This is a genomic window from Rhodopirellula sp. UH5 (genome assembly GCF_056839225.1).
In genome coordinates this window covers 6986654-7008417 of sequence record NZ_CM166390.1, presented here as the reverse complement: position 1 = coordinate 7008417, position 21764 = coordinate 6986654, and the positions used below count along the sequence as shown (strand labels likewise).

General features: G+C 57.9%; 14 protein-coding genes and 1 pseudogene. 7 read left to right on the top strand and 8 right to left on the bottom strand.

All coding sequences use genetic code 11. The annotated features are described in order from the left end of the window. Nucleotides 1-321 precede the first annotated feature (321 nt). Nucleotides 322-1599, top strand: coding sequence for a PQQ-binding-like beta-propeller repeat protein (locus UH5x_RS25130; protein WP_482634053.1), 1278 nt, complete (start codon nucleotides 322-324; stop codon nucleotides 1597-1599). Nucleotides 1600-1612: 13 nt separating this feature from the next. Here UH5x_RS25130 and UH5x_RS25125 read toward each other — a convergent pair whose 3' ends face one another. Next, nucleotides 1613-2500: a DUF4261 domain-containing protein gene (locus tag UH5x_RS25125; protein WP_053061195.1), complete on the bottom strand. Its 888-nt coding sequence runs from the start codon at nucleotides 2498-2500 to the stop codon at nucleotides 1613-1615. 406 nt (nucleotides 2501-2906) lie between these two features. Here UH5x_RS25125 and UH5x_RS25120 point away from each other — a divergent pair, with 406 nt between their 5' ends. Beyond that, nucleotides 2907-4244 carry a TCR/Tet family MFS transporter gene (locus UH5x_RS25120; protein WP_047815235.1) on the top strand — a complete coding sequence of 446 codons (1338 nt, stop codon included), beginning with the start codon at nucleotides 2907-2909 and terminating at the stop codon, nucleotides 4242-4244. Continuing rightward, on the top strand, nucleotides 4244-5260 hold the full coding sequence (locus tag UH5x_RS25115; protein WP_482634052.1) for an NAD-dependent epimerase/dehydratase family protein: 1017 nt from the start codon (nucleotides 4244-4246) through the stop codon (nucleotides 5258-5260). The genes UH5x_RS25120 and UH5x_RS25115 overlap by 1 nt, the downstream gene beginning before the upstream one ends. On the opposite strand, the gene UH5x_RS25110 is transcribed toward UH5x_RS25115, so the two are convergent. Next, nucleotides 5232-6053: a DUF6690 family protein gene (locus tag UH5x_RS25110; protein ID WP_047815233.1), complete on the bottom strand. Its 822-nt coding sequence runs from the start codon at nucleotides 6051-6053 to the stop codon at nucleotides 5232-5234. The genes UH5x_RS25115 and UH5x_RS25110 overlap by 29 nt on opposite strands. Nucleotides 6054-6316: 263 nt before the next feature. Here UH5x_RS25110 and UH5x_RS25105 point away from each other — a divergent pair. After that, nucleotides 6317-7875 (top strand): annotated as a pseudogene (locus UH5x_RS25105) (helix-turn-helix domain-containing protein). Between the two features lie 138 nt (nucleotides 7876-8013). Then, nucleotides 8014-10065 (top strand): hypothetical protein, encoded by a 2052-nt coding sequence (locus tag UH5x_RS25100; protein ID WP_482634051.1) that lies wholly within the window; start codon nucleotides 8014-8016, stop codon nucleotides 10063-10065. A gap of 54 nt (nucleotides 10066-10119) precedes the next feature. Here the strand turns inward: UH5x_RS25100 and UH5x_RS25095 are convergent, their stop codons facing one another. Next, on the bottom strand, nucleotides 10120-11319 hold the full coding sequence (locus UH5x_RS25095; protein WP_482636075.1) for a glycosyltransferase family protein: 1200 nt from the start codon (nucleotides 11317-11319) through the stop codon (nucleotides 10120-10122). A 277-nt stretch (nucleotides 11320-11596) separates the two neighbouring features. Here UH5x_RS25095 and UH5x_RS25090 point away from each other — a divergent pair, with 277 nt between their 5' ends. Beyond that, nucleotides 11597-12553 (top strand): HD-GYP domain-containing protein, encoded by a 957-nt coding sequence (locus tag UH5x_RS25090; RefSeq protein ID WP_482634050.1) that lies wholly within the window; start codon nucleotides 11597-11599, stop codon nucleotides 12551-12553. Continuing rightward, the gene (locus UH5x_RS25085; RefSeq protein WP_236696355.1) at nucleotides 12514-12975 is read left to right on the top strand and encodes a PilZ domain-containing protein; all 462 of its coding nucleotides are present in this window, start codon (nucleotides 12514-12516) and stop codon (nucleotides 12973-12975) included. The genes UH5x_RS25090 and UH5x_RS25085 overlap by 40 nt, the downstream gene beginning before the upstream one ends. Nucleotides 12976-13057: 82 nt before the next feature. Here UH5x_RS25085 and UH5x_RS25080 read toward each other — a convergent pair whose 3' ends face one another. The 5 genes from UH5x_RS25080 to UH5x_RS25060 form a co-directional block, all read right to left on the bottom strand. After that, nucleotides 13058-17131: an ATP-binding protein gene (locus tag UH5x_RS25080; protein ID WP_482634049.1), complete on the bottom strand. Its 4074-nt coding sequence runs from the start codon at nucleotides 17129-17131 to the stop codon at nucleotides 13058-13060. Then, entirely contained in the window at nucleotides 17128-18459 is a 1332-nt protein-coding gene (locus tag UH5x_RS25075) for a metallophosphoesterase family protein (protein WP_482634048.1), read from the bottom strand. The genes UH5x_RS25080 and UH5x_RS25075 overlap by 4 nt, the downstream gene beginning before the upstream one ends. A gap of 54 nt (nucleotides 18460-18513) precedes the next feature. Further along, entirely contained in the window at nucleotides 18514-19440 is a 927-nt protein-coding gene (locus UH5x_RS25070) for an SMP-30/gluconolactonase/LRE family protein (RefSeq protein WP_482634047.1), read from the bottom strand. Between the two features lie 311 nt (nucleotides 19441-19751). Then, nucleotides 19752-21062: a glycosyltransferase family 4 protein gene (locus UH5x_RS25065; protein ID WP_482634046.1), complete on the bottom strand. Its 1311-nt coding sequence runs from the start codon at nucleotides 21060-21062 to the stop codon at nucleotides 19752-19754. Beyond that, complete coding sequence (locus tag UH5x_RS25060; RefSeq protein ID WP_482634045.1) at nucleotides 21059-21541, bottom strand: hypothetical protein; 483 nt, start codon at nucleotides 21539-21541, stop codon at nucleotides 21059-21061. The genes UH5x_RS25065 and UH5x_RS25060 overlap by 4 nt, the downstream gene beginning before the upstream one ends. Nucleotides 21542-21764 lie beyond the last annotated feature (223 nt).

Sequence of the window (21764 nt, the reverse complement as noted above, 5' to 3'; positions counted from 1 at the left end):
TCAATTGTCAATTTAGCTTTTTCAATGAGTTGCATTCGGTTCGCACACTTACCACCCTGCCAACATTTCCATCAGCCCAGGCGTTGCCCTGGGCTGTTATAGGGCCGCCCCCGTTGGGGCGAAGTCGTGGAACAGAACTTGCGCAAATCGATACGCTCCACAACATCAAACGTTTCGCAGCCCAGCGTTGCCCCAGGCAAAGTGGTGGGTTGATATACTGGCTCGCTGCGCCAGCAGGAGAGTGTTTCGATTCACTCACTTGCGAATTGGGCTGGTTCTTTCGCGATGATTGTCAACACAGTGAAACGGGACGGTGATGGAATGAAAAAGATGCTTTTGGCGGGAATCGCCTGTTTCCTGATGTCGTGTGAATTCAGTTGGGCTGAGACACCAACGTTTTCAGAAACTGACTGGCCCTGGTGGCGCGGTGCCGATCGTCAGGGACACGGCGTCGGCGATCAAGATCCTCCGACACAGTGGAGTGATTCGGACGATGGCACACGGAACATCATCTGGAAGACCCCGCTTCCCGATCGTGGTCATGGTTCACCGATTCTGCTGGGCGATCGGGTTTACCTGCAAGTCGCCGACAAGGCTCGAAACTCGCAATTGCTGGTGTGCCTGAACCGCGATTCAGGGGAACTGGTTTGGGAAGCCGTGGTGCATGAAGGTGAATTCGACACCGTCGACCAACGCGAACCCAACACCAGAGCTTCCTGGGCATCCTGCACTCCCGCGACGGACGGGGAACGTGTGTTTGTCAATTTCTACTCGAACAAAGCCGTCTACACGTCGGCGGTGAGCTTGGACGGCGAACTGCTGTGGCAGCAAAAGCTTTGTCGGTACCAGATTCACCAGGGATACGGTTCTTCGCCCACGGTTTATGACGACCTTGTGATCGCGTCGGCGGACAACAAAGCAGGTGGGCAAGTGGTGGCGATGGACCGCGTCACCGGAAACGTGGTTTGGCGTCATCAGCGTCCGAAAGAACCGAACTACCCTTCCCCTGTGGTTTTGTCCGTGGCCGGGAAAGATCAGTTGGTTCTGACGGGGTGCGATTTGGTCACCAGTTTGGATCCGAAAACCGGAACAGTGAACTGGGAGATCGAGGGGGCGACCACCGAGTGCGTCACGACCACCGTGACCGATGGCAAGCACGTCTTCACATCGGGTGGTTACCCGCAGAGTCACATTTCCGCCGTGGTGGCGGATGGATCGGGCGAGATCGCTTGGGAAGTTGGCACCCGGGTTTACGTGCCTTCGATGTTGCACCAAGACGGGAACTTGTTCATGACGCTGGACGCCGGGGTTGCGATGTGCGTTGATTGCGAAACGGGCGAGACGAAGTGGAAATCACGCTTGGGCGGTGATTTCACATCGTCACCGGTGCTGGTCAACGAACGCATCTATGCCGTCAATGAAGAAGGCACCTGCTTCATCTTCGCGGCCGACAGCGAATCGTTCGAGTTGATTGCAGAGAACAAACTCGGGGATTCCGTGATGGCCACCCCGGCCATCAGTGGCGGACGCATTTACTTGCGAGTCGGTGTGCAAGAAGGTGACCAACGCCAAGAGTACTTGTACTGCATTGGCGAGTGATCACCTGCCCGTGTCATTCCGCAGCGGGTTGATACTGTGCCGGCAATTCGTGGCCGTCTTGCGGTAGGAATCGCAGCACCGAACGCGGTGGATCAGAAATACTGTCGGGACATTGATGCATCACCCAGGTGACGCCGTTGGGGCCTTGGACCGTGTCCCCGTCTTCGAACGGTTCTTCGCTTTCGATCAGGTGACAAGTGATCAGGCGAAGCAGTTCGTCGATGTCATTGAAGTCGTAGGCTTCAGCGAGGAACAAGGCTTCGATGTCCGGCAGATCCAGTTGGTTGTTGCCAACCGTGTCCATGGCCGCGAATCCATCGTCCAAGCTGTAGAGTCGAACGTTGGCCCACAAATCCAAGGGTGGAAAGTCGTTGTCCTCCGATTCTTGGATGACCTGGTTCATTCCTTCCAGGCTGCGGATCGTTTCGCCGGCAGGGTTGAAGTAGGCGATGGCCTGAGGCAGCTCGGTCAGTGCCGCGGCGACTTCGGTGATCAGCGCGAGTTCATCAAACGGTTCGTACGCTTCGGGCGTCAGCGGCGCGTCGTCTTCGTCGGTTTTGAGGATGTAACTGCTGCGGATTCGCAGAAACGCAGTGTGCTGGGGGACCTCTTCTTTGCCCTCGTCCCAGACCCACAGTTGCTCGAGGGCACGCTGCAGTGACCCCGGAAAGGTATTGGGTCCAAACGAACCGTTGGACCACGCTTGGCGAACGTGGGAATCAGGATCATCGATTTGCATGTCGTCTGGCCAGGGTTGGTCGACGAGGTCGATCGCCAGATGACCGGGCGTTTCTTCGTCCATGTCCATGATCAATGACGGTCCCGCGATCGCCCAGTCCGCTGTGGCGGGCAAGGGATCCGACGGTTCGTATTCATCGATTGCGGCAGCAATTTTACGCATCGACACGCGTTCGCGCAGCAAAACAACGACGCACTGGGTGTAGAAGCCTTGGGGCATCCGAGAGAACCTTAGAAGGAGCAAAATCCGTTTGGCAACACAAGAAGTGCGGTGAGTACAGATCACCACTGAGAAGCTCTTGTGTTGAGCGTGTGTTCAACACGCCAACGATGGATCAACCGACCAGTTTAAACCGCCAGTTGGCCCGTCGAAAGCCGGGCGCGGCTTGCCGAGGGATCGGAATGACGGGCTTTTTGAGTCCGCCTGCCGGCTTGCTTTTGAGCGTCGAACCGGCTTGGGGGAGTGTCGGAACAGGCGAGATCGCCCATCTCGACGCCAAGCGGAGTGGATCGTAAGGTGTGGGCCACTTCTCTGACGTCCCCGCCTCACTCTTGCCCCCCAGAATGCCTTGATCACGCCTCCGCACCAGCGACGTCCGGCGGCGATGGCATTCATCCTGTTGACATTGTTGATCGACATTTTGGCAATCGGAATCATCATTCCGGTGTTGCCCGAATTGATCAAACAGTTTGTGGGCGGCGACACATCACGAGCCAGTTTTTACGTCGGCGTGATTGGCGCGACGTATTCGCTGATGCAATTCTTCTTTGCTCCTGTGTTGGGCGCTCTTTCCGATCGATTCGGACGGCGTCCGGTGATTTTGGCGTCTCTGTTTGGCTTGGGCGTCGACTTCATCGTGACCGGGTTGGCACCTTCGGTGGGATGGTTGTTTGTCGGGCGAATTGTCGCCGGGGTGATGGGGGCCAGCTTCTCGACCGCGAATGCTTACATCGCTGACGTTTCAACGCAAGAAACCCGGGCTCGCAACTTTGGGTTGGTCGGCATGATGTTTGGGCTGGGGTTCATCATTGGGCCCGCACTGGGTGGCGTGCTGGGCGGCGTGCACATTCGATTGCCGTTCTTCGTGGCAGCGGGATTGTCGTTGGTCAATTGGTTGTACGGGTACTTTGTCTTGCCCGAGTCGTTGCCACCTGAAAAACGAGGCTCGATTTCACTCGCCGCAATGAACCCGCTCGGAACGATCTCGCGACTTCGGAATTACCCGATGATCGCCGGACTGGCCGTCGCATTCATGTTTTCCTCGTTGGCTCAGCGTGGCTTGGAAAACGTTTGGGTGTTGTCGATGGGGTATCGTTTCGGATGGAACGAGGTCACCAACGGCTTGACGTTGGCGTTGGTCGGTTTGATGGCGGCGATCGTCCAAGGCGGCTTGGTACGTCCCATGATCAAACGCTTGGGGGAACGGCGGACGGCAGTGATGGGAACCTGTGTTTCGTGCATCGCGTTCTTAGGATACGGATTGGCATCGCAGGGATGGATGATCCCTTGCATCGTCGTGTTTGGTTCATTGGCAGGGTTGGCGGGACCCGCGATTCAAAGTTTGGTGGCGGGTCGAGTCAATCCCGAAGAACAAGGCAAGGTGCAAGGCGCGCTGACGTCCCTGATCAGTTTGACCAACATCCCGGCACCGCTGTTGTTCACCAGCGGTTTGCTGGGTTACTTCACATCAGAGAACGCACCGTTTGAGTTCCCTGGTGCTCCGTTTGTGTTCGGGTCGGCATTGTTGGCAATCGCGGTGGTGATCTTGATCCGGGTGTTCGTCAAATTTCCTGCCAGCCAGGATCCCGCGGTCGATCCAAGTGCGGCAGACACGCAGGATGGGAACACGCCCGAATCCGACGACGGCTCGACCTCCGATTCATCGCCTGCATTGGAGCCTGCCTGATGCGGGTGATCGTCACTGGCTGCAGTGGATTTTTGGGCGGAGAAATTGTTCGCCAGTTGTTGCGACGTGACTGGGAAGTTGTCGGGCTGTCGCGTCGCGAAACCCCTGATTTGGTTCGCGCGGGGATGACGCACCACCGCGGCGATTTACTGGACAACGGTTACTTGGACCGGGTGATCGCAGACGCCGACGTGGTGATTCACACCGCGGCCGTCGCTGGGGTCTGGGGAACCTGGCAGCACTACTTTGACAACAACGTCGTGGCGTCACGAAATTTATTGCGAGCCTGCCAGGAAGCTCGCGTTTCGCAGCTAATCTACACGAGCAGTCCCAGCGTCACGTTTGATGGCAGAGATCAGCGTGACGTCGATGAATCGGAACCGTATCCGACGTCCTGGATGTGCCATTACCCGCACACCAAGTCGATTGCCGAACAGGAAATTTTGGCGGCGGATCAGCTGGGTGGGATGCGAACGGTTGCGCTGCGCCCGCATTTGATCTGGGGACCCAATGACCCGCACTTGATCCCTCGTGTTTTACAGCGTGCTCGCAGCGGACGGTTGCGAATCATTGGCGACGGCAGCAATGTGATTGACACGGTTCACGTGATCAACGCCGCCGCGGCTCACCTGGACGCGATCGATGCCTTGCGAGAGCGGCCTGAAGTGGCGGCAGGGCGAGCGTACTTTGTCACGCAGGACGAGCCTGTCAATTGCTGGGATTGGATCGCGAAATTGTGTCGGGTTCATGGCGTCGATCCGCCGACCAAGTCGATCTCCTTCGCGGCCGCGTACCGGATCGGTGCAATGTTGGAAACCGTGTATCGATGGACAGGACGAACCAGCGAACCACCAATGACTCGCTTTGTCGCTTCGCAGCTCGCGAAAGATCACTCGTTTGACATCACCGCCGCCAAAGAACGGCTCGGCTATCAGCCCCGCCTCAACATGGACGCGGGGCTGCAGACATTGATGGGCGACACCGCTGTTACCAACGCCCCGTCCACTGGTCAGTGACCACGATTCGTTTGGCTTCGTCACTGATCCCATACGCCAGGTTGGGTTGGTTCAGTTCCAAGAACACCGTGTACTTTTGGTGCACAGCGTCGCTGAAGACCACCGGGGCGTGAGTCAAACGCAGGAAGTGAACAGGGGCACCGTTCCAACGTTTGGTGAACACACCGGCTTCCAGGGTGGGTTCCCGGGCGAGTCCATAGTGCGATTGGATCGTCGTCACCAAACGCGAAGGGTCTCCCGTGAAGCCATGCAACGAAATCCGTTGGACCGAACCAGAACGATCAAAGTAGTACGTCAGCGTGCCAGCCAAATCGGTGGTTTGGGTGCCGGTGACGATCGGCACTCGCAGCCCCTCGAGTTGCAGATCCGCTAGCACGGTCGAGACTCGCGAAAACCGATTCAGTACCGCTTGGGTCGTCAAGTCGAAACGCAAAACCTCTCGCAAGTCGGCGACGTTGTTTCCCGCCAGCGACGGTGTTTCGTCTGTGGCGGGGATCGCACCGAGCTTCTTGGCGATTTCAGGTTCGTAGCGGTAACGCTGGGATGAGACCCCACGAAGCGTTTCGACTTGGTGGTGCGAGTGAACCGGGTAGCGGTCCGAATCGGGGGAGTGGGTGACGCCGCCAATCGGTGCTTCACCAGATCCCCAACCCGTGCCAGAAATTCCTTCCCCCCGAAAGACATTGGTGACGGAACCCGCGGCACTGCGTCCCCAATCGGTTTCCGAAGCGACGTAAGGGCCTCCCGCGGCGACGGCGAGCACCGTGATTTTGCCCAAGCGAGTGACAAGCATGACGAAAGAACCTGCGAAGGAGTTGGGAGGAGATGGCGTGTCGTGAAAGGAACACCCTTCGTCCGTATCGGTTCCCTGGCCAGCAAAGTCGCCCTGTTTTCAATCTCCTCGCAGAACCGGAAAGAACGAGGCAACCGGTGCATTCGTTAGCCCACGAACAAGCGATCCTGCCCCACCATTGCCTCGAGTCCAGATCCCAGACACTTTCGCGGGACAGTCAGGCGACAATCTGTCCAGCGACCGGAATCCGGAGTGGTCGGCAGATGCTGATCGGATATCTTGTCGGCATCATGCCTTCCAACGACGACATCGAATCGCAGAACGACGACCTGGCCAACACGCTGGATGGCAAGTTGGAGGCTGCCCACTCCGACACGGACGCCATCCCTTTCGACAGCAATCGATTGAATGACATCGGTCGAGATGAAATTGATCGGGATGACGACGACGGCGAAGAGGATGACGCAGAAAGCTTCGAACTCGAACCGTTGCCCAGCGATGCGTTGTCCGGTCGACGAATGGTGATCGTCGGGCGATTGGGAGGAATGAACCGTCGCGAAGCCACGAACTTGCTGCGTTCGTATGGCGCGGTGGTGGTCGAAAGCGAGGCGTCGTCGGTGGACTGCATCGTGATTGGAGCCGAAGAATCCCCCCTGGCCGAAGCCGAGCTGATCGAACGAGCGACAGAGCGGCGAGGGGACGACGCGGATGTCGAGATCTTGCACGAGACCGATTTGTGGCAACAACTCGGATTGGTGGATGCGGAGCAATCCATCCGCCAACTTCACACGCCAGCCATGTTGGCTCAATTATTGGGCGTTTCCGTGCGAGTCATTCGCCGCTGGCATCGCCGCGGACTGATTCGTCCCGTGCGGACGCTGCACAAACTGCCGTACTTTGATTTTCAAGAAGTCGCCACTGCGCGACGGTTGGCGGCGTGGGTTGCATCGGGGGCCAGTCCCGAGGCCATTGAACGGCGAATCATGCAGTGGGTGGAAGTCGTTCCCAACTTGAGGCGTCCCTTGGATCAGTTGTCCATCTTGGTCGAAGGCAAACACGTTTTGCTTCGTCAGGGCGAAGGACTGATCGAACCAGGAGGTCAATTGCGATTCGATTTCGACGCGTTGGAGGGTGCCGATGAGTCAGCAGCGGAAGTCCCGATGGACACTTCCATCCTGCCGTTTTCGCGCCGGGTCAATCGATCGCCGATGAATTTGGTATCAGGTCATCGGATCCGATATCGGCTCGAACGTCGTCGCCTACCGCCGGGCTGAGCACCAACGGAACCGAGACCGCAACCGGACATGATTCGATGCAGTTCCCGCCCGCCGAAGATCTGGTGGACGACGAGGATGACTTGTTGCTGTCAGCGTACCAGGCGGAAGATTCCGGAGAACTTGAATTCGCGATCGATTGCTACCACGCCGTGTTGGCTCGGGATGGAGCTCGGTCGGACATCCATTTCCAGATTGGCGAGTTGCTGTACCGAATCGGGGAAACCATCGCCGCGCGAGAACGCTACTACGCGGCGTTGGAGGTCGACCCCGATTTTGTCGAAGCCCGCTCGAGTTTGGCGGGGGTTTTGGCAGAAACCGGCCAGCCCGAGTTGGCGGTCGCGGCCTATCGAGGTGCGTTGGCACTGCACGATGACTACCCCGACGTGCACTACAACTTGGCCCGGATCCTCGAAGACCTGCACCGCAGCGTGGAAGCAGAGCATCATTGGCGGCGATTCCTGCAGCTTTCGCCGGGCAGCCCCTGGGCGGACGAGGCCCATGCCCGGCTGGAAGAACTGCGTCAATCCGAACAATCGGACTTCTGATTGGACGCTGAGTCCCAGTTGCGAACGTGTTTCTGATCATGCAGAAAGCTGGTCTGAAGAAAGGTGAATCCGTGGTGCGACGGATTAGAATGGGGACGCTTCTCATTCGTCATCTTCGCCAACCCTCGGATTTCCCGAATGGCTGACCGTTTTTTCGATCGCTTCCTCGTCGCCATTTTTGCCGCTGGCTGGATCTTTGTCAGCTTGGGATCGCTCAGCGTTGTCGCTCAAGAGACCGTGGAGGAGAGCGAATCGGTTCGACTGCCACCCGATCCGGTGGTGGTGCAATTGAAGTTGAAAGCCACCGGCGGACCGGAAGCACTCGGTCGCAGCCTGGACGCATTGGCACGCATTCGGGCTTGGTCGGCAGTGGATGAACTGTTGAGGCCGCTCGCCAACAACGCCCCCGCGGCCGATCGCGCCGCGCGAATCGCTTCCCAAATCGGCTCCGACCAGCGTCTTCGCATATCGTCCGCGACGGAAGTTTCCGACGAAGCCAAGACGGCTCTCGACGGGATCTTTGAAGCTCGTGCCAAAACGCTTCGCGACCCGAGCAGGTTGCAGGCGGCGATCAAGAAGTTGACCTCGGCCAGCGACGACGAAAAACTCTCGGCCTATCGCACCTTGTTCCGAGCTGGCGAGTACGCGTCCGCGGCATTGATTGGCGACATCGTTCGAACCACGGATTTGAATCAGCGACGGGAAGACTTGCGAGTGTTGTTGAAGATCGATCGTGACGCCGGCATCGCTGGCCTTCGCCGCGTTGCATTGTATGGAACCGATTCGGCTCGCTCGAAGGCGTTCGATGCACTGGCGATGTCGGGTTTGCAAGAAGTCCAAGTCGATCTACTCGCACGACGACTGGAAGCGGCGTCGAAGACGGATCCGGAGACGCGAGAGCCTGCCCTGCGAGTCATGCGGTTGGCGCTGCACGATGCGATGAACGAATCCATTGGCAGCCAACATGATTTTGGTGATGTCTCGGTTTGGGCGATCAATGCCAAACGCGACGGTGTGGTTCCAACACAAGCGGCGACCTGGGTGGTGGCATTTCGAAACGCAGCCGATGCGGCAGCGCGACTGAGCCGAGTCGGTGACGAAGATTCCAGCAGCGTGGTCCAACAACTGACCGCCCAGTTGGCATACCGAGTCGCAAACGACCCTGATTGGGGAGACGCCAAGAATCGCGATGAATTCATCCAAAGCTTCTTCGGAAAAACGGCCGCCGAAGAGGTTTTGGCCGCGTGGGCGTTGCCAGTGCTGGAGAACAGCGTTGAAACCGACAACGATCCGGCGGCGGTTGGTGTGTTGCGATTGATTGACGGAGAACTCAGCCGTGGTTTGGCGGCGGGTTTGCTGCGGCGAGGTGCCGACCCGAGTGTGTTGATCGAAACAGTGGATCACCCCAGTGCCACGGTACGCTATGAAGCCGCTGCCACGATCGCGCGGTTGCTGACGGCTGACCCCAAGCTGACATTCGCTGGGATGTCACGCGTTCAGGATCGTTGGCTGCAAATGGCGACGCTCGGGGAGCAAGGCGTCGCGATCATTTTGGAGAATCGCCCCGAGATCATTTCCTCTTGGCAACGAATCATGGCGGGGGCGGGATTCCAACCCAAACTTGTTTCGTCAGTCGCTTCCCTGGAGCGAATGTTGTCGCTCGGCGATGACGTCCGGCTGGTCGTTTCGAAAGAACAGCCGCGAGACGCATCGGCGATTGAGATGATCGATGTGGTTCGGCGAATGCGAGTGGGGCGTGATGTTCCGCTGTTGATCTATTCGCCCGCACCGATGATTGAGACCCCCGAAGTGATCGAAGAAGAAATCGATCAACGCACCGAATCACAGAAAGAGTTTGACGCCAATTTGCCCGACCAATTCGGCGTTCGCGGCGGGATCGATTCACTCGACATCGCGATCGAAGCCAGCCTCATCCATGGGGCAGTGCATCGCGACTGGACGAAACGACGTGGTTTGGATCTGCAGCTGATTGGCCAAACCCGCTGGGCGGATGAATCGCTGCGGGCGGGTCTGATTCGTTCCATGCCACGGCCGCGGTCCGCCGCAGGATTGTACGAGATCCTGTTGGACAGTCGCCGGCGTGCTCACCTGCCAACGCTTTCGCCAAGCGATCGGGTGCGCTATCGCCTGTTGGCTCTGGACGCGATCGCAATGACCACCGAAGAGTGACGGATCACGGGGCCGATTTGGCATCCCGTGAAGCCCCGTCACTTCACTGTCCTGTCACTTCACCGTGTCGCGTAAGCGCGAGGTGAAGTCGGGGAACGCCGCCCGGACGCGAGTCCAGTTGGGGATCGATGGGTTGCCACTGGGATCCTCCGCGAAGATCTCACCGGCTTGCGTGACACATTGGGCGAACGCTTCGATGGCCATTTCTTCAGAGTGACGATCGTAGGCCAGCGAGTTGACTCGCGCGTCAGCGGCGTACTGGCGAATGCAGTCTTGAGCGATCCGCAGGAACGAGGCTCGCAGGGTCACAAACGTTGACTCACCAAACACGATGCCCTGGCTAGCCAAGGTTCGGTAGATCGTGGTCAGAATGTCGAGCGCCATTTTGATCAAGCCGCTGGAGGGCTGATCAACCGCAAGCGTTTGGTGCTTGTGCTCATAGAGGCGAGCCAGGTCGACTTGGCAAACACGTTTGTGAGATGTGTTGCGGTAGACGTCCGCGAGGGTCCCCACTTCCAATCCCCAATCGCTGGCCACTCGGTTGGTACGGGCCAAGTTGCGGGTCAGGGAGAATTCGCCCGAGAGCGGGTACCGGAAGTTCCCCAGGAATCGCACAAATTGATTCTCGGGAAAACATTGCATCAAGGCTCGCAGCAAAGGAGCCACCAACAGCCGCACCACGCGGCCGTGCATTCGATCCGTGACCCGCGCGTAGTAGGCCTTGCAGAACTCAAAATCGAGCCCCGGGTGCACCATCGGCAGGCACAGTCGCGAGAGCAGTTGACGGTCGTAATCGACGATGTCGCAGTCATGCAGCACAAACGTTTCAATGTCTGGATCATCCAACAGGAACCCAAACGCGGTCCAGACACTGCGGCCTTTGCCAGGAACGGAGACATCGATGCCGGAGTCAATCAGTTCGTTGTAGAGACCTTGAACGTCGGGGCCGTCCGTCCAAAGGACTTTGGCACGGTCGCCCAGAGGGGCGATTTTGGCACAGGTTTCGTCGAAATCACTTTGATTCGGAGCGACCCCCAGGCTGACGACGATGGAGGCGATGTAATCGGCTTGGGCCAATTCTCGAACGATCACATCGAAAGGTTCGGCTCGCATATCCGATGCGGTGACGGGCAACACGAGGCCGATCGCATGATCTTCAGTCGATTCGCGAAGCATCGACTCCAAGTGGTCCAGCTTGGCCGAACGAAGATCGTGGATCGTCGTGATCATGTCGTGTTGATAAAAGTCTGGCATGCCAACCTTTTCTGTCATCGAGAATCGTGTGTTTTCGGCACCAATGCCGCAATGTCAGCAGTCTGAACGAATGTGATGCGATCGGCAACGAGTGCAAATTTTTCGCAGGGGCTGGAACGCTCGTTCCAATTGTGCGGGATGTGCCCTTTTCAGATTGGTGAAAGGGGAAAGAATCCGTGCAGAACTGCAGCTCGCCACGATCCTCACTGTACGTTTGAATGGTTCTGGTTCGTACCAGAGCAAAGCCCCCCAAACGTACGGATAACGCAGCAACCCAATGCTCGTCTCGGATCTCATCGCAATCAGTGTGTCCACGCTGTCACCGTCTTCGGTGATTGGTGCGGATCTGTATTGCCGGGTGGGATCCACCGAGGAAGCGAAGCTTTATCGAGGTGCGAACTACCCGATGAAGTCCCAGGATCTGAACAAATTGAAGTCACGAGGGGTGACCAAGCTGTTCATTGAAAGGGAGGGACGTTCCAGCTACCAAGAATACCTCCGCGACATGGCGGCGGGTGGTGGTGATGAATCGGTCACCAATTCGCAGCGTTCCGCGGCGCTCAACGAGGTCGTGCTGGATGTGCTGAAATGCAGCTTTGCCGGTCACGACGAAGACACCACGGTCAGTGCCGCCAGCGAGCTAGGCGGATTGGCAGCCAAATTGGTTTCACGCGATGACTTTGCCGCAGGCGACCTATTTCGCGTATTGCATCACGACTACGCCACCTTCACACACAGTGCCAACGTCGCGTTGTACGCCGGAATGTTGGCGGATGAACTGGGCATGAACCAGCGTGAGGTCGAATTGGTGGTCGCGGGCGGGTTGTTGCATGACCTTGGAAAGCTCGAGATCCCCGATCAGATTCTGACAAAACCAGGACGCTTGGACGAAGACGAGTTTGCAATCATCAAGAAGCACCCCGGGGATGGCTTCCGGCAATTGGCTCTTCGCGATGATTTGACGTTTGGTCAACTGATGATGGTGTACCAGCACCATGAACGACTCGATGGCGGTGGCTATCCCGTCGGCAGTGCCGGCGACGAAATTCACCCCTGGGGGCGTTTGTGTGCGGTCGTCGATATCTACGAAGCGGTGACCAGTCAGCGTCCCTATCGAACACCGATGTCACGCGAAGACGCGTGTAACCTGATTCGTCGCGAAAGCGGCAAGGCCCTTGACCCGGAGATGGTGGAATGTTGGATTTCGATTATCCAAAGCACTATGCCGAAGTAGTCCGGGCGACCGATTGGGAAATCGATCTCCCAGAGGCTTGGTCAGACTTCTTTCATGAGTCCGGCGTGGCCGCGGTGAATTACTGCGACCAAAGACAGGCTCAACGCCGCATCGTGCGAACGTGCGGGGTGATGTACTTCGAAAAAGCGCTGCCGAGTTTGCCTCGTGCGTTTCATCCCATCGGGGTCTTCACGCGAGACTTCTCAAAGAATGCGTGCGGAATCGTCACGCCTTTCGAGTTGTTTCCGCAGGAAGAGGTGCGATTGATCTTGCCCACGTTTTGGCTGCAGCTGCGTGTGGTCCGAGCGCGTCGTCATCAATCCAAGTGCTACGAAATCGGAATGAGGCTGTTGCACCGCAACAGCCCTTCGCGAGAAGCCTTCGTGGTCGGTGGACGATTCACAGAAGCCCGTCCAGCCTGATTCGGCAGTGCCCGCACCTCGGTTGGTGCGATTCCGGCACCGCCGTGCTTTGCCATCATCGGGAAACTGATTCGGGATAGCTTCAGGACTTGGTGCGTTCGCCGGTCCACCAGGAAGACGAACTGTCCGACGATCCGTCCGAGCTGGACCGGGTCGCTTCATCGTGAACCAAACTGCCGATCGCTTCCGCTTCGCTGACAACCGCTTGCATTTCGCGGTCCTCTGCGTCCAGCCACTGATTCCGAGCGGCTTCCGCAGCAGCTTCCTCCGCATCAATGTGACCGTCGGCGGGTTCGCGTTGGAACCACGCCCAACCGATGGCATCCGGTGAGCTGACTTCCTCGACCACTTCACGTTCGATTTCAGGCTCAGGTTCCGGTCGCCGTTCGGGACGCTGGATGATCAGCTCAGGACGACGCACGCGTCGATTTTGCCGGGCCACATCTTGGAACTTGTAGTGGAACTTGGACTTGGGTTTGACTGGACGCCGGTCTTCCACCACCAATTCGATCGGCTTGGGGGCAGGTTTGACCACTGGGGGCGCCACAACGACGACGGGTTCCGGTTTGGGGGCCTCCACGACGATCGGAAGTGGCTCGGGAGTTGGCTCGGGTTCTGGTTCCGGAGCCACTTCTTCCATTTCCATTTCCGGTTCTTCTTCGACGTACTCTTCTTCGTATTCGTACTCTTCCTCGTAGGCCTCTTCCACTGGCGGTGGCAAGATTTGGGCTCGTCCGGGAGTTCCCTGGGCGGGCATCTGCCGCACCTCCACTCCGATTTGGTGGAAGATATCAACGATGTGGTCGTGACAGGTGAACATCATGACTTGATGCCCCAGTTCAGCGAACGTCTTCAGAGTGCGAGCGGCGTGTTCGGCGCGTGCCCCGTCAAAGTTGACGAGCACATCATCCAGCACCAATGGCAACATCACGCCACGGCGAGCGTAGGCAGCCGCGAGAGACAATCGCAGAGCGATGAAGACCGCTTCCCCGGTTCCCCGACTGAGGACTTCCAACGGCAATGAGTTGCCTTCGGCATCATCAATCTTCAGTTGATTGGACCCCAGCGGCGTCCAGATGCGAACGTATTTGCCGTCGGTCAGTTGGTTCAGGAACGACGAAGCTTCGCGAAGGGTTTCCGGTTGGCGTTCATTTTCGACCGTGCCGCAGACATCCTCCAGCAGGCAACTGGCCATCGACAGAGTTTGCCAACGACGTGCGAGTTGGTCGAGTTGACGTTCGATGCAACCCAATTCCAAGCGTGCGGTCATCAACCGATCATCGTCGCCAAGTTGTTTCATCGACTGGGCCAACTCGCCCTGCGCGGTTTGCAGTGTCGCGATACGGGCCTCCGTCTCGGTCATCCGAGCGGTCAAAGCATCCCAGCGTCGTTCCAAATCGGTTGACTTGACACCCTCGATTTCACGAGCGACATCGTCGTATTCGACGCTGTTGCCAACCATCGAGCGGACCTGTTGGTCGATCGATTTGAATTGCGAGTTGTATTCGACCAGCAACGATTTCCGGTCGACGATCTCATAGAATTGCTCCGGTGTCGCCACACCGCACTTGGCCCACAAAGCGCGACGCTGTTGTTCGGCCCGTTCGATGGCACGTGAATGCCCGAGTTGTTGCTTCTTCAGCTGCAGGTCGTGCTCCTTGAGCTGACGACGCTGTTTGACCCAGTGTTGCTGGCGAGCGACTTCTTCGTGCAAGTGATTGAGTTGATCCAAGGGATTGGATCGCATCGTCACCGGACGTTTATTGCGATTCGACTCCGTCTCGCTGGACCGGTTGTCGTCACGGCGATCACGATTTCGATTGCGTTTTTCGTTGCGACTCTTCTTGGGATTCTTTCGCTGAGAACGAGCGTAGGATTCACTGTAGTCGTCCTCTTCGACGTCTTCGTACTCGTTCGATTCGTAATTGTCCGTGTACTCGGAATCGTATTCCTTCGACGGATCAGCCGATTCGGATTCGCCATCCGCCATTGCGGTCAACGCGTGCTGGGTGGCATCGATCGCTTCGAGATAAAGCGTTTCAATTCGCTTTGCGAGCGATTGACGTTCGCGTTGACGTTGGTTGCGTTCCTCTTTCAGTTCGATCAACCGGCGCATGCTGGTTTGCAAGGCTTCGTAGCCATCTCCCAGAACGCGGACACTTTTGGGGGACAACGTCGTTGACAACCCCAAGCGATCCAATGTCGCCGTCCATTCGCGACGAGCGGCCTTCAGACCTTCGGCCGCCTTCTGAGCGCGTTTGTAAGCGGCTTGGTAGGACTGGTGAGCCGCTTCGTGAGCGTGGTAGAGCGGCATCGATTCGTCGAGTTCCCCAAGCAAGACTTCGGATTCTCGCAAGCGAGCTTCCAGCGACTCATTGCTGACCGACAGCGATGAATCCAAGTCTTCGCGTTCCGTTTCGATCTCGCGAAGTTGACGTCGAACGGAATCGATTTGACGTTCGCAGTCGTCCAAGTCACGGGCGGTATTGCGTTGACCTTTCTCGCGTGAAAGGTAGTAAACCAACAGGGCCATCGCACCGAACATGATGCACAGCATGCCCTGGGTCGGATTCGGCTCAGCGACAAACGTCGTGATTTGAAACACGTTGAACATGCCATACAGCAGCAACATGCCGCCGGCGATGAATGGCAACGACAGCAACCACAGCCGATCAATCGGCACGGCTTCATCGGTGGTCAGTTCCACCGATTCGCGTTCGAGGTCTTTGTGGTGACGTTTCAGCTTTTCCAGATGCTGGCCAAGCTGAATTCGTTGGCGAAGCGTGGCAATGTTGTCGTTTTCGCGGCGGATCGCTTGTTGCAAATCCGTCGCGTGGGCGCGCTGCAAGACTTCCTGCAGTTGGTCGTGTAGTTTCTCTTTGCGGACCTTGTGTGTTTTGCCTTCGTCGCGAGCTTGTTTGAGCAAGAACAATTGTTCTTTGACGTGCTTGGCTGGCGCTGACAACGCGGAAAGAGTCGAACGCGACAAGTCAGGCAGATCGCCGTCGTCACCTTCCCCCAGTCGCAAACGTTCGTCTTCTTCGATGCCCAGTCGATCCGCATCTGCGTCGACTTGGTTGCGAGCCTTTTCGACTTGGTTGTCGAGCCGATCGATCTGTTCTTCCAGGGCTTCGATCCAAGTGGCCTGTTGCGACGCCGCCTCGATGCGACCTTGCAAGTCGAACAATCGCTTGTTGATCGGAAGCTGCTCGGATTTGTCTCGCAATCCACGGCGTTTGGTTTTGATCTCTTCGAGTTTGGTACGACGCTCCTCGAGCATCGCTTCGATTTGAACAAGCTGCCCCGGGGCTTCGTCGGGAAGGGCGGCTTCGCCTTCAATGGCATCGATTTCGCCGCGAATTTGATCGCGTTCTTGCCATTTTTCGTAGACGCTGGTCGCGATTTCGACGCAGCGGGCTTCGCGTTCCCAGGCGATCATGCGGCCGCGAAGCGTTTCGATCTCTTGGCTTTGCGTGCGGCGCTGAGTCGCCAGCTCACTCCAGCGGCGGGTGCTGCCACTCAATCGCTGAATCTCGTCACGCAGCTTTTCACGGCGCGACATCATCGATGCGAGTTTGCCGATCGCGGCTTCGTTGTCGTCGGATTCCGATTCGCGTTTGCCGACTGCTTCGCTGCGTCCGGCGCGAAGACTGCGCAGCACATCGACCAACGAGACTCGATCCAATCCGCTGCTGAGTTTGTAAAGTTCGTCGGCCGCGGAGGTGTCATCCAGCGTCGACAATTCTTGCAATTCGCGAATGCCGATTGCGAACACATTGGTGAAAATGGGTTCGTCGATTTGCCCCAACAACATGCCCAGGCGATGTTGTCCTTGGGCCAACCCGTCCGAGCCCATGACGGTCAGTCGGCCGGTCACATCGGAGTCCGTCAGTTGACTGTGTCGGCGGACTTCGTAGCCGCCCCCAGGGCCAGTGACTCGAATCGCACCGCCGGGAGTCCCGCCGTGGATGGGTGGCAAGTATTTCTGCCGGCGTTCTTCGGTGAAGCCATACAGCATCGCTCGCAGAAACTGCATGAGCGTCGTCTTGCCGGCTTCGTTTGGGCCGTAGAACAGCGTCATGCCTTCGGGCAAGGAGTCGACCGACAAACCGGTCCAGACGCCAAAACCGTCGATTTGGATGTCTTTGATCTTCATGATTTCCGTCCCCAAGAGGGTTTGCCACCGCGAAGCAATTCGACGCCCATCAAAGTGGCGTCCGCAAGAATTGATTCGCGTTGGTCGGCGGGCACGTCCCCCAACAAGGACGACGCGGTGCTGGACAGGTCCGTGTGTTCTTCCGTGAATGGCATCAAATCCAACCGGTCGCCGGGTAACGAGGGTCCGGCGGAATCATCGGCAGTGGTGCTGCGAACGCGAGCACCGGCAAATTTCTTGCTGGCTCGCAAGAAGTCACCGAGGATGGTGTCTTCGTCTTGCCAAGATTTCGGGTAGTTGTGCGGCGGACGCACGGTCAACCGAGTGGTCCAAGCCGCCGGGTTGGTGGTGCCATGGTCGCGGCGCAAATTGCGAAGCAATTCGGTGGGGTCGCCGACGGAGGGCAACACTTCAGCGTTGTCCAGCGTGACTTCCCAAGAGATCAAAAGGTGACGCCCACCGTGTTCGTTGGTCAGCGTGCCAATCTTTTGTCCCAACAGATTCCGAAGGCTGCCGGCGGAACGAATTTCGTCGGAGTCAATCGCGACGTTCAGGTAACGGAATCGATCCGTTTCGACACGGCGGATGCGAGCGGTGTGCTCGGCGTCGACATCGACGACAACGTAGCCGTGAGGTCCGGATTCGTCGCTGTTGCGACCTTGAGGTGATCCAGGGGCGACAGCTCCGGCGGGAGCACCGCCTTCGATTTCGGTGTGGTTGTGTGGTCCACCGAGAGCCCAGTAGTCCATGCGGGCCCCGGACAGGGCACTTGCGTCAGCGATCCCATGCCCGATTCCGACCGTGAATTCGTCGGTGGTTTCGGTTTGGAATCCCGCGACATGCAAGGTGGATCGGCCTTCGCTGCTGCGTCCGATGATCGAACAAACCGTTCGCCCGGCGCGCTGATGCGGGATCGCGACGGCGCGATCGCGTGGGAACAGGGTCACATTGGGCGGCAACGGAACCGCTTCGGGCCATTGCTTGGGATCGTCCGCGATTCCGGCGGCCCAGTAGACCGCTGTGTTGGCGGCATGCAGCTTTTCAAATCCATCCAGCAACAACGACATGCCGTGCGGACCAGCCGCGACGGGATGCAGCAAGTCGCCAGACAGGACTAAAAAATCAATGTTTTCGGCCAGTGCGGCTTCGAAGACTGCCGCGGCGGCGTCTCGAGGAGCAGTCGCCATCGCTGCCCGCAATTGCGGCGGCAGATGGTCGAGGTCACCCAGCGGGGTTTCCAGGTGAAAGTCGCTGGCATGAACGAATCGAAATGATTCTCCGGACATCGTTTCCTCCTTGAAACGGCAATTTTCGGCCGCGCAGGCCAATCCTGGTCCTACGCTCGCGTGAAACTGTAGCGAAACATCGCAGATCCTGCAAAATCAATTTGCGGGAAACTCGCGGAATCCCTCGATCGGCATTTCGACCGAGTACAGCGATTTTCTCGCGGTGACGTACATGGTTTTGAATTCCGGACCGCCAAACGTCACGTTCGCAGGGATCTCAGGAAACGCAACGATCCCACGTGCTTCACCCTTGGGCGAGAAAATCTGGATTCCCAAATGAGTCGTGAGGTAAAGGTTTCCCTCCACGTCGATGGCCATCCCGTCACCACCGCGAGCGGATTCGCCCTCGACCTGCTTCACGGTGCAGAGAACTCGCGGGGAACCAATTTTGCCAGGTCCCAAAACGTCGTAGGCCAGCATCTCGGCTTGCATCGATGGGATCACGTAAAGCGTTTTGCCGTCGGGCGACAATCCAATCCCGTTGGGGGCGTTGATGTCGCCGGTCAAACGAGTGACCTGCGGATCGGTCTCAAAATTCGCGACGTAGTAAACACAGCGTTCGGTTTGCGGCCAAGGTTCCGGAGCCCGGTACTGCGGGTCGGTGAAATAAAGTCCGCCGTGGTGGTCGACGACCAAGTCGTTGCAGGCGTTGAAGCGTTTGCCAGCAAAGGAATCCGCCAGCACGATGCGGTGGGGAGAGTCGCCAGACAGATCGTGCATCACCACGGCACCGTCCATTTCGCAGGCCAACAACTGGGTGCTCGACAGCGGCCACAAACCGTTGGCGTGATTGGATTGATCGGTTAGCAGTGACAGTTCGCCGGTCTTGGAAAGACGATGAATGGCGGTGTTGGGGATGTCCGTGAAATACAGCGTCCCGTCGTCCGACGCGGCGGGACCTTCGGTGAACTGGAAACCGGTGTGGACTTGTTGGATCGGACCGGTGGGCTGGATCGTTTGGCCAGCCGCCGAGGAATAGAGGCTAACGATCGAGGCAAACAACAAAGCAAAACGCGAATTCATGGAGGCGCCATCGGGGTGGGACGAGGTGGGGTGGCAACGCCGCCATTGTAGATCAACCCGAGATGGGAAAGCGAAGCCGAGTACCATCTTGCAGTTCGGTACTCGCAAGCTGTAAATCGGCGCGGCCCTCGCCGAGATCACCACTCCCAAACCGGTCGCCCGGTGGTCCCCCACCGAGACGAGCACTGCTTTCGGCATGGACTTTCTCGCGCATTCGCCCTCACCGAAATTCGATCGATCGGCTGAGGTGGTGCTCACGGTGGGGACCACCGTGAGCCAGGTTCTGCTGCAGCAGCTTCAGCGAGTCCGGACTAACCTCGCTGGCAGGTGCGCCGCATCCGATCCGCGGCGGCTTCGATGTGATGACGCTGGTGGACGGATTGGCGTCCGGTTTCGCCCAACCCCGTTCGTCGGTCGGGATCGTTCTTCAGTCCGATCAAATCGCTGACCAACGCGTCCGTGTCTTCGGGATGGAACAACAAACCGCCGCCCGTCGAACGAACCACTTCCGTGAACGCACCATGATCGGGCTGGACGACGGGAACACCGCAGGCCATCGCTTCCAACAAAAACAATCCCTTGGGATCTTCGTAAGGTGCCGGGACGCTGAGCACATCCATTTGCCGCAGCAGATTGATTTTCGTTGGTTGATCGGGGCTGTCGTGCACCACAAATCGATCTGACAGGCCAGCCGCGGCGACGCGAGATTGCAATTCCTCGAGGTAGGCACGGTTGTGTTCCCCCAGCCATCCGGCCGCGTGCAACGTGACGTTGGCGTGCTCGGGCATCGCGCCGATTCGAAGGAAGGCATCGACCAGGTGGTGCAGACCTTTTTCCGGTGCTAGGCGTGCCAGGTATCCGATGCGGAATTCGTTTTCCTGTTTGCTGGGTGCCTCGGCGAGGCGGTCACTTGATTCAGGGCGGTCAAACGGTGCCAGGTCAATCGACAGCGGGTGCACGTCAAAACGCTCGGGCGGGATGCCCAGCAACGCTCCCATTTTGTCGCGATAGAACTCGCTGTGCGAAACAAACACGTCGACCTGTTCGGCCAGTTCCGAGCACAACACGATGGCTTGGGCTCGCGCGTCATGGGGCAAGTGATCCAAGAAGATGTCGTCGCCTTGCAGAGTCACGACCAAACGCGTGTCAGGCAACCGCCGGCGGATTGTTGGGATCGCACCTCCGATCAACAGGTTGCTGAAGATGATCGCGTCGGGCTGGATGTCTTTGACCAACCAATCCACCAACCGACTGACTTCTTCGAACTGCCTTCCATGTTCGCCTCGCAGCATCGACAGCGTCAGGGCGCCCAGTTTAGCGGGGTCCGTTTTGACTGCTCTGCGAGTCAGCATGCGGATCAGGCCGGGGTGATCCATCCATGACCGAGTCCAACGCGGCAACCACCGCAGCCAAGGCATTTGCTGCAACAGATAGACATGGATGCCACCAAAGAAAACTTGTTGGGACGCGATGGTGGCTTCGTCGGTCCGGATCGGCGTGTAGACCGGTTGAAGAAGAACGTCGTCTCCGCCAGCACGCATCGCTTTGGCGATCGCGTTGTCATGCATGCAACTGCCACAGTACATCCCTGCGGCACCGGCGGTTAAGAAGACGATTTTCAATCGACTGACTCAAAGTCTTCGAAGTCGTCCAAGTCGTCGTCCAGTCCCTCTTCGCTGTCATCTCCAGCGGTGTTCAGGCCGAACTCGGCACTGATCTCGTCGTCGATTTCGATTTCGTAGTCGTCCTCAAGCTCTTCTTCGAAGTCGTCATCAAAATCATCGTCGAAATCGTCTTCATCGATGTCGTCAAATTCATCAACGTCGTCATCGATGTCGTCGAGGTCATCGCCGACGCCGGGGGTGTCATCAGCGTCCGCGCTATCATCCTGGTCATCGGAATCGTCTTCTTCTTCCGCCATGGTGGGGCTGACGCTTGGAATCGCGATCGTCGGGATCTTCCCCGATGCGGGTGCCAAACCTGGATTCACCGAGGTGCCAGGCAAAAGGGTGCCGGGCAGGAGAAGCGGATCGGTTGCGTCGAGTCCCAAATTCACGGGAGCAACAGGATCAGCAACGGGGGCGGTCAGGGTGGCAGGCATGAACAGATTGTGAATGCGGGTGTGGGGGATGGAAGTTTGAGAAACTGGGGGATTCTCGCAGTCCGCAACGGTTTGGTGAACCGTGGGGGTTTCAAGGATTCCATCGAGGATCGGGTCGACGTGGGGTCGATCATTTTGCTAACTGGCACAGCATTCACAAGCCGACAAGCCGGAATTGTTTTCGGAAATTCGCTGACAGAACACTTTCTGAATCAGGTTTTCC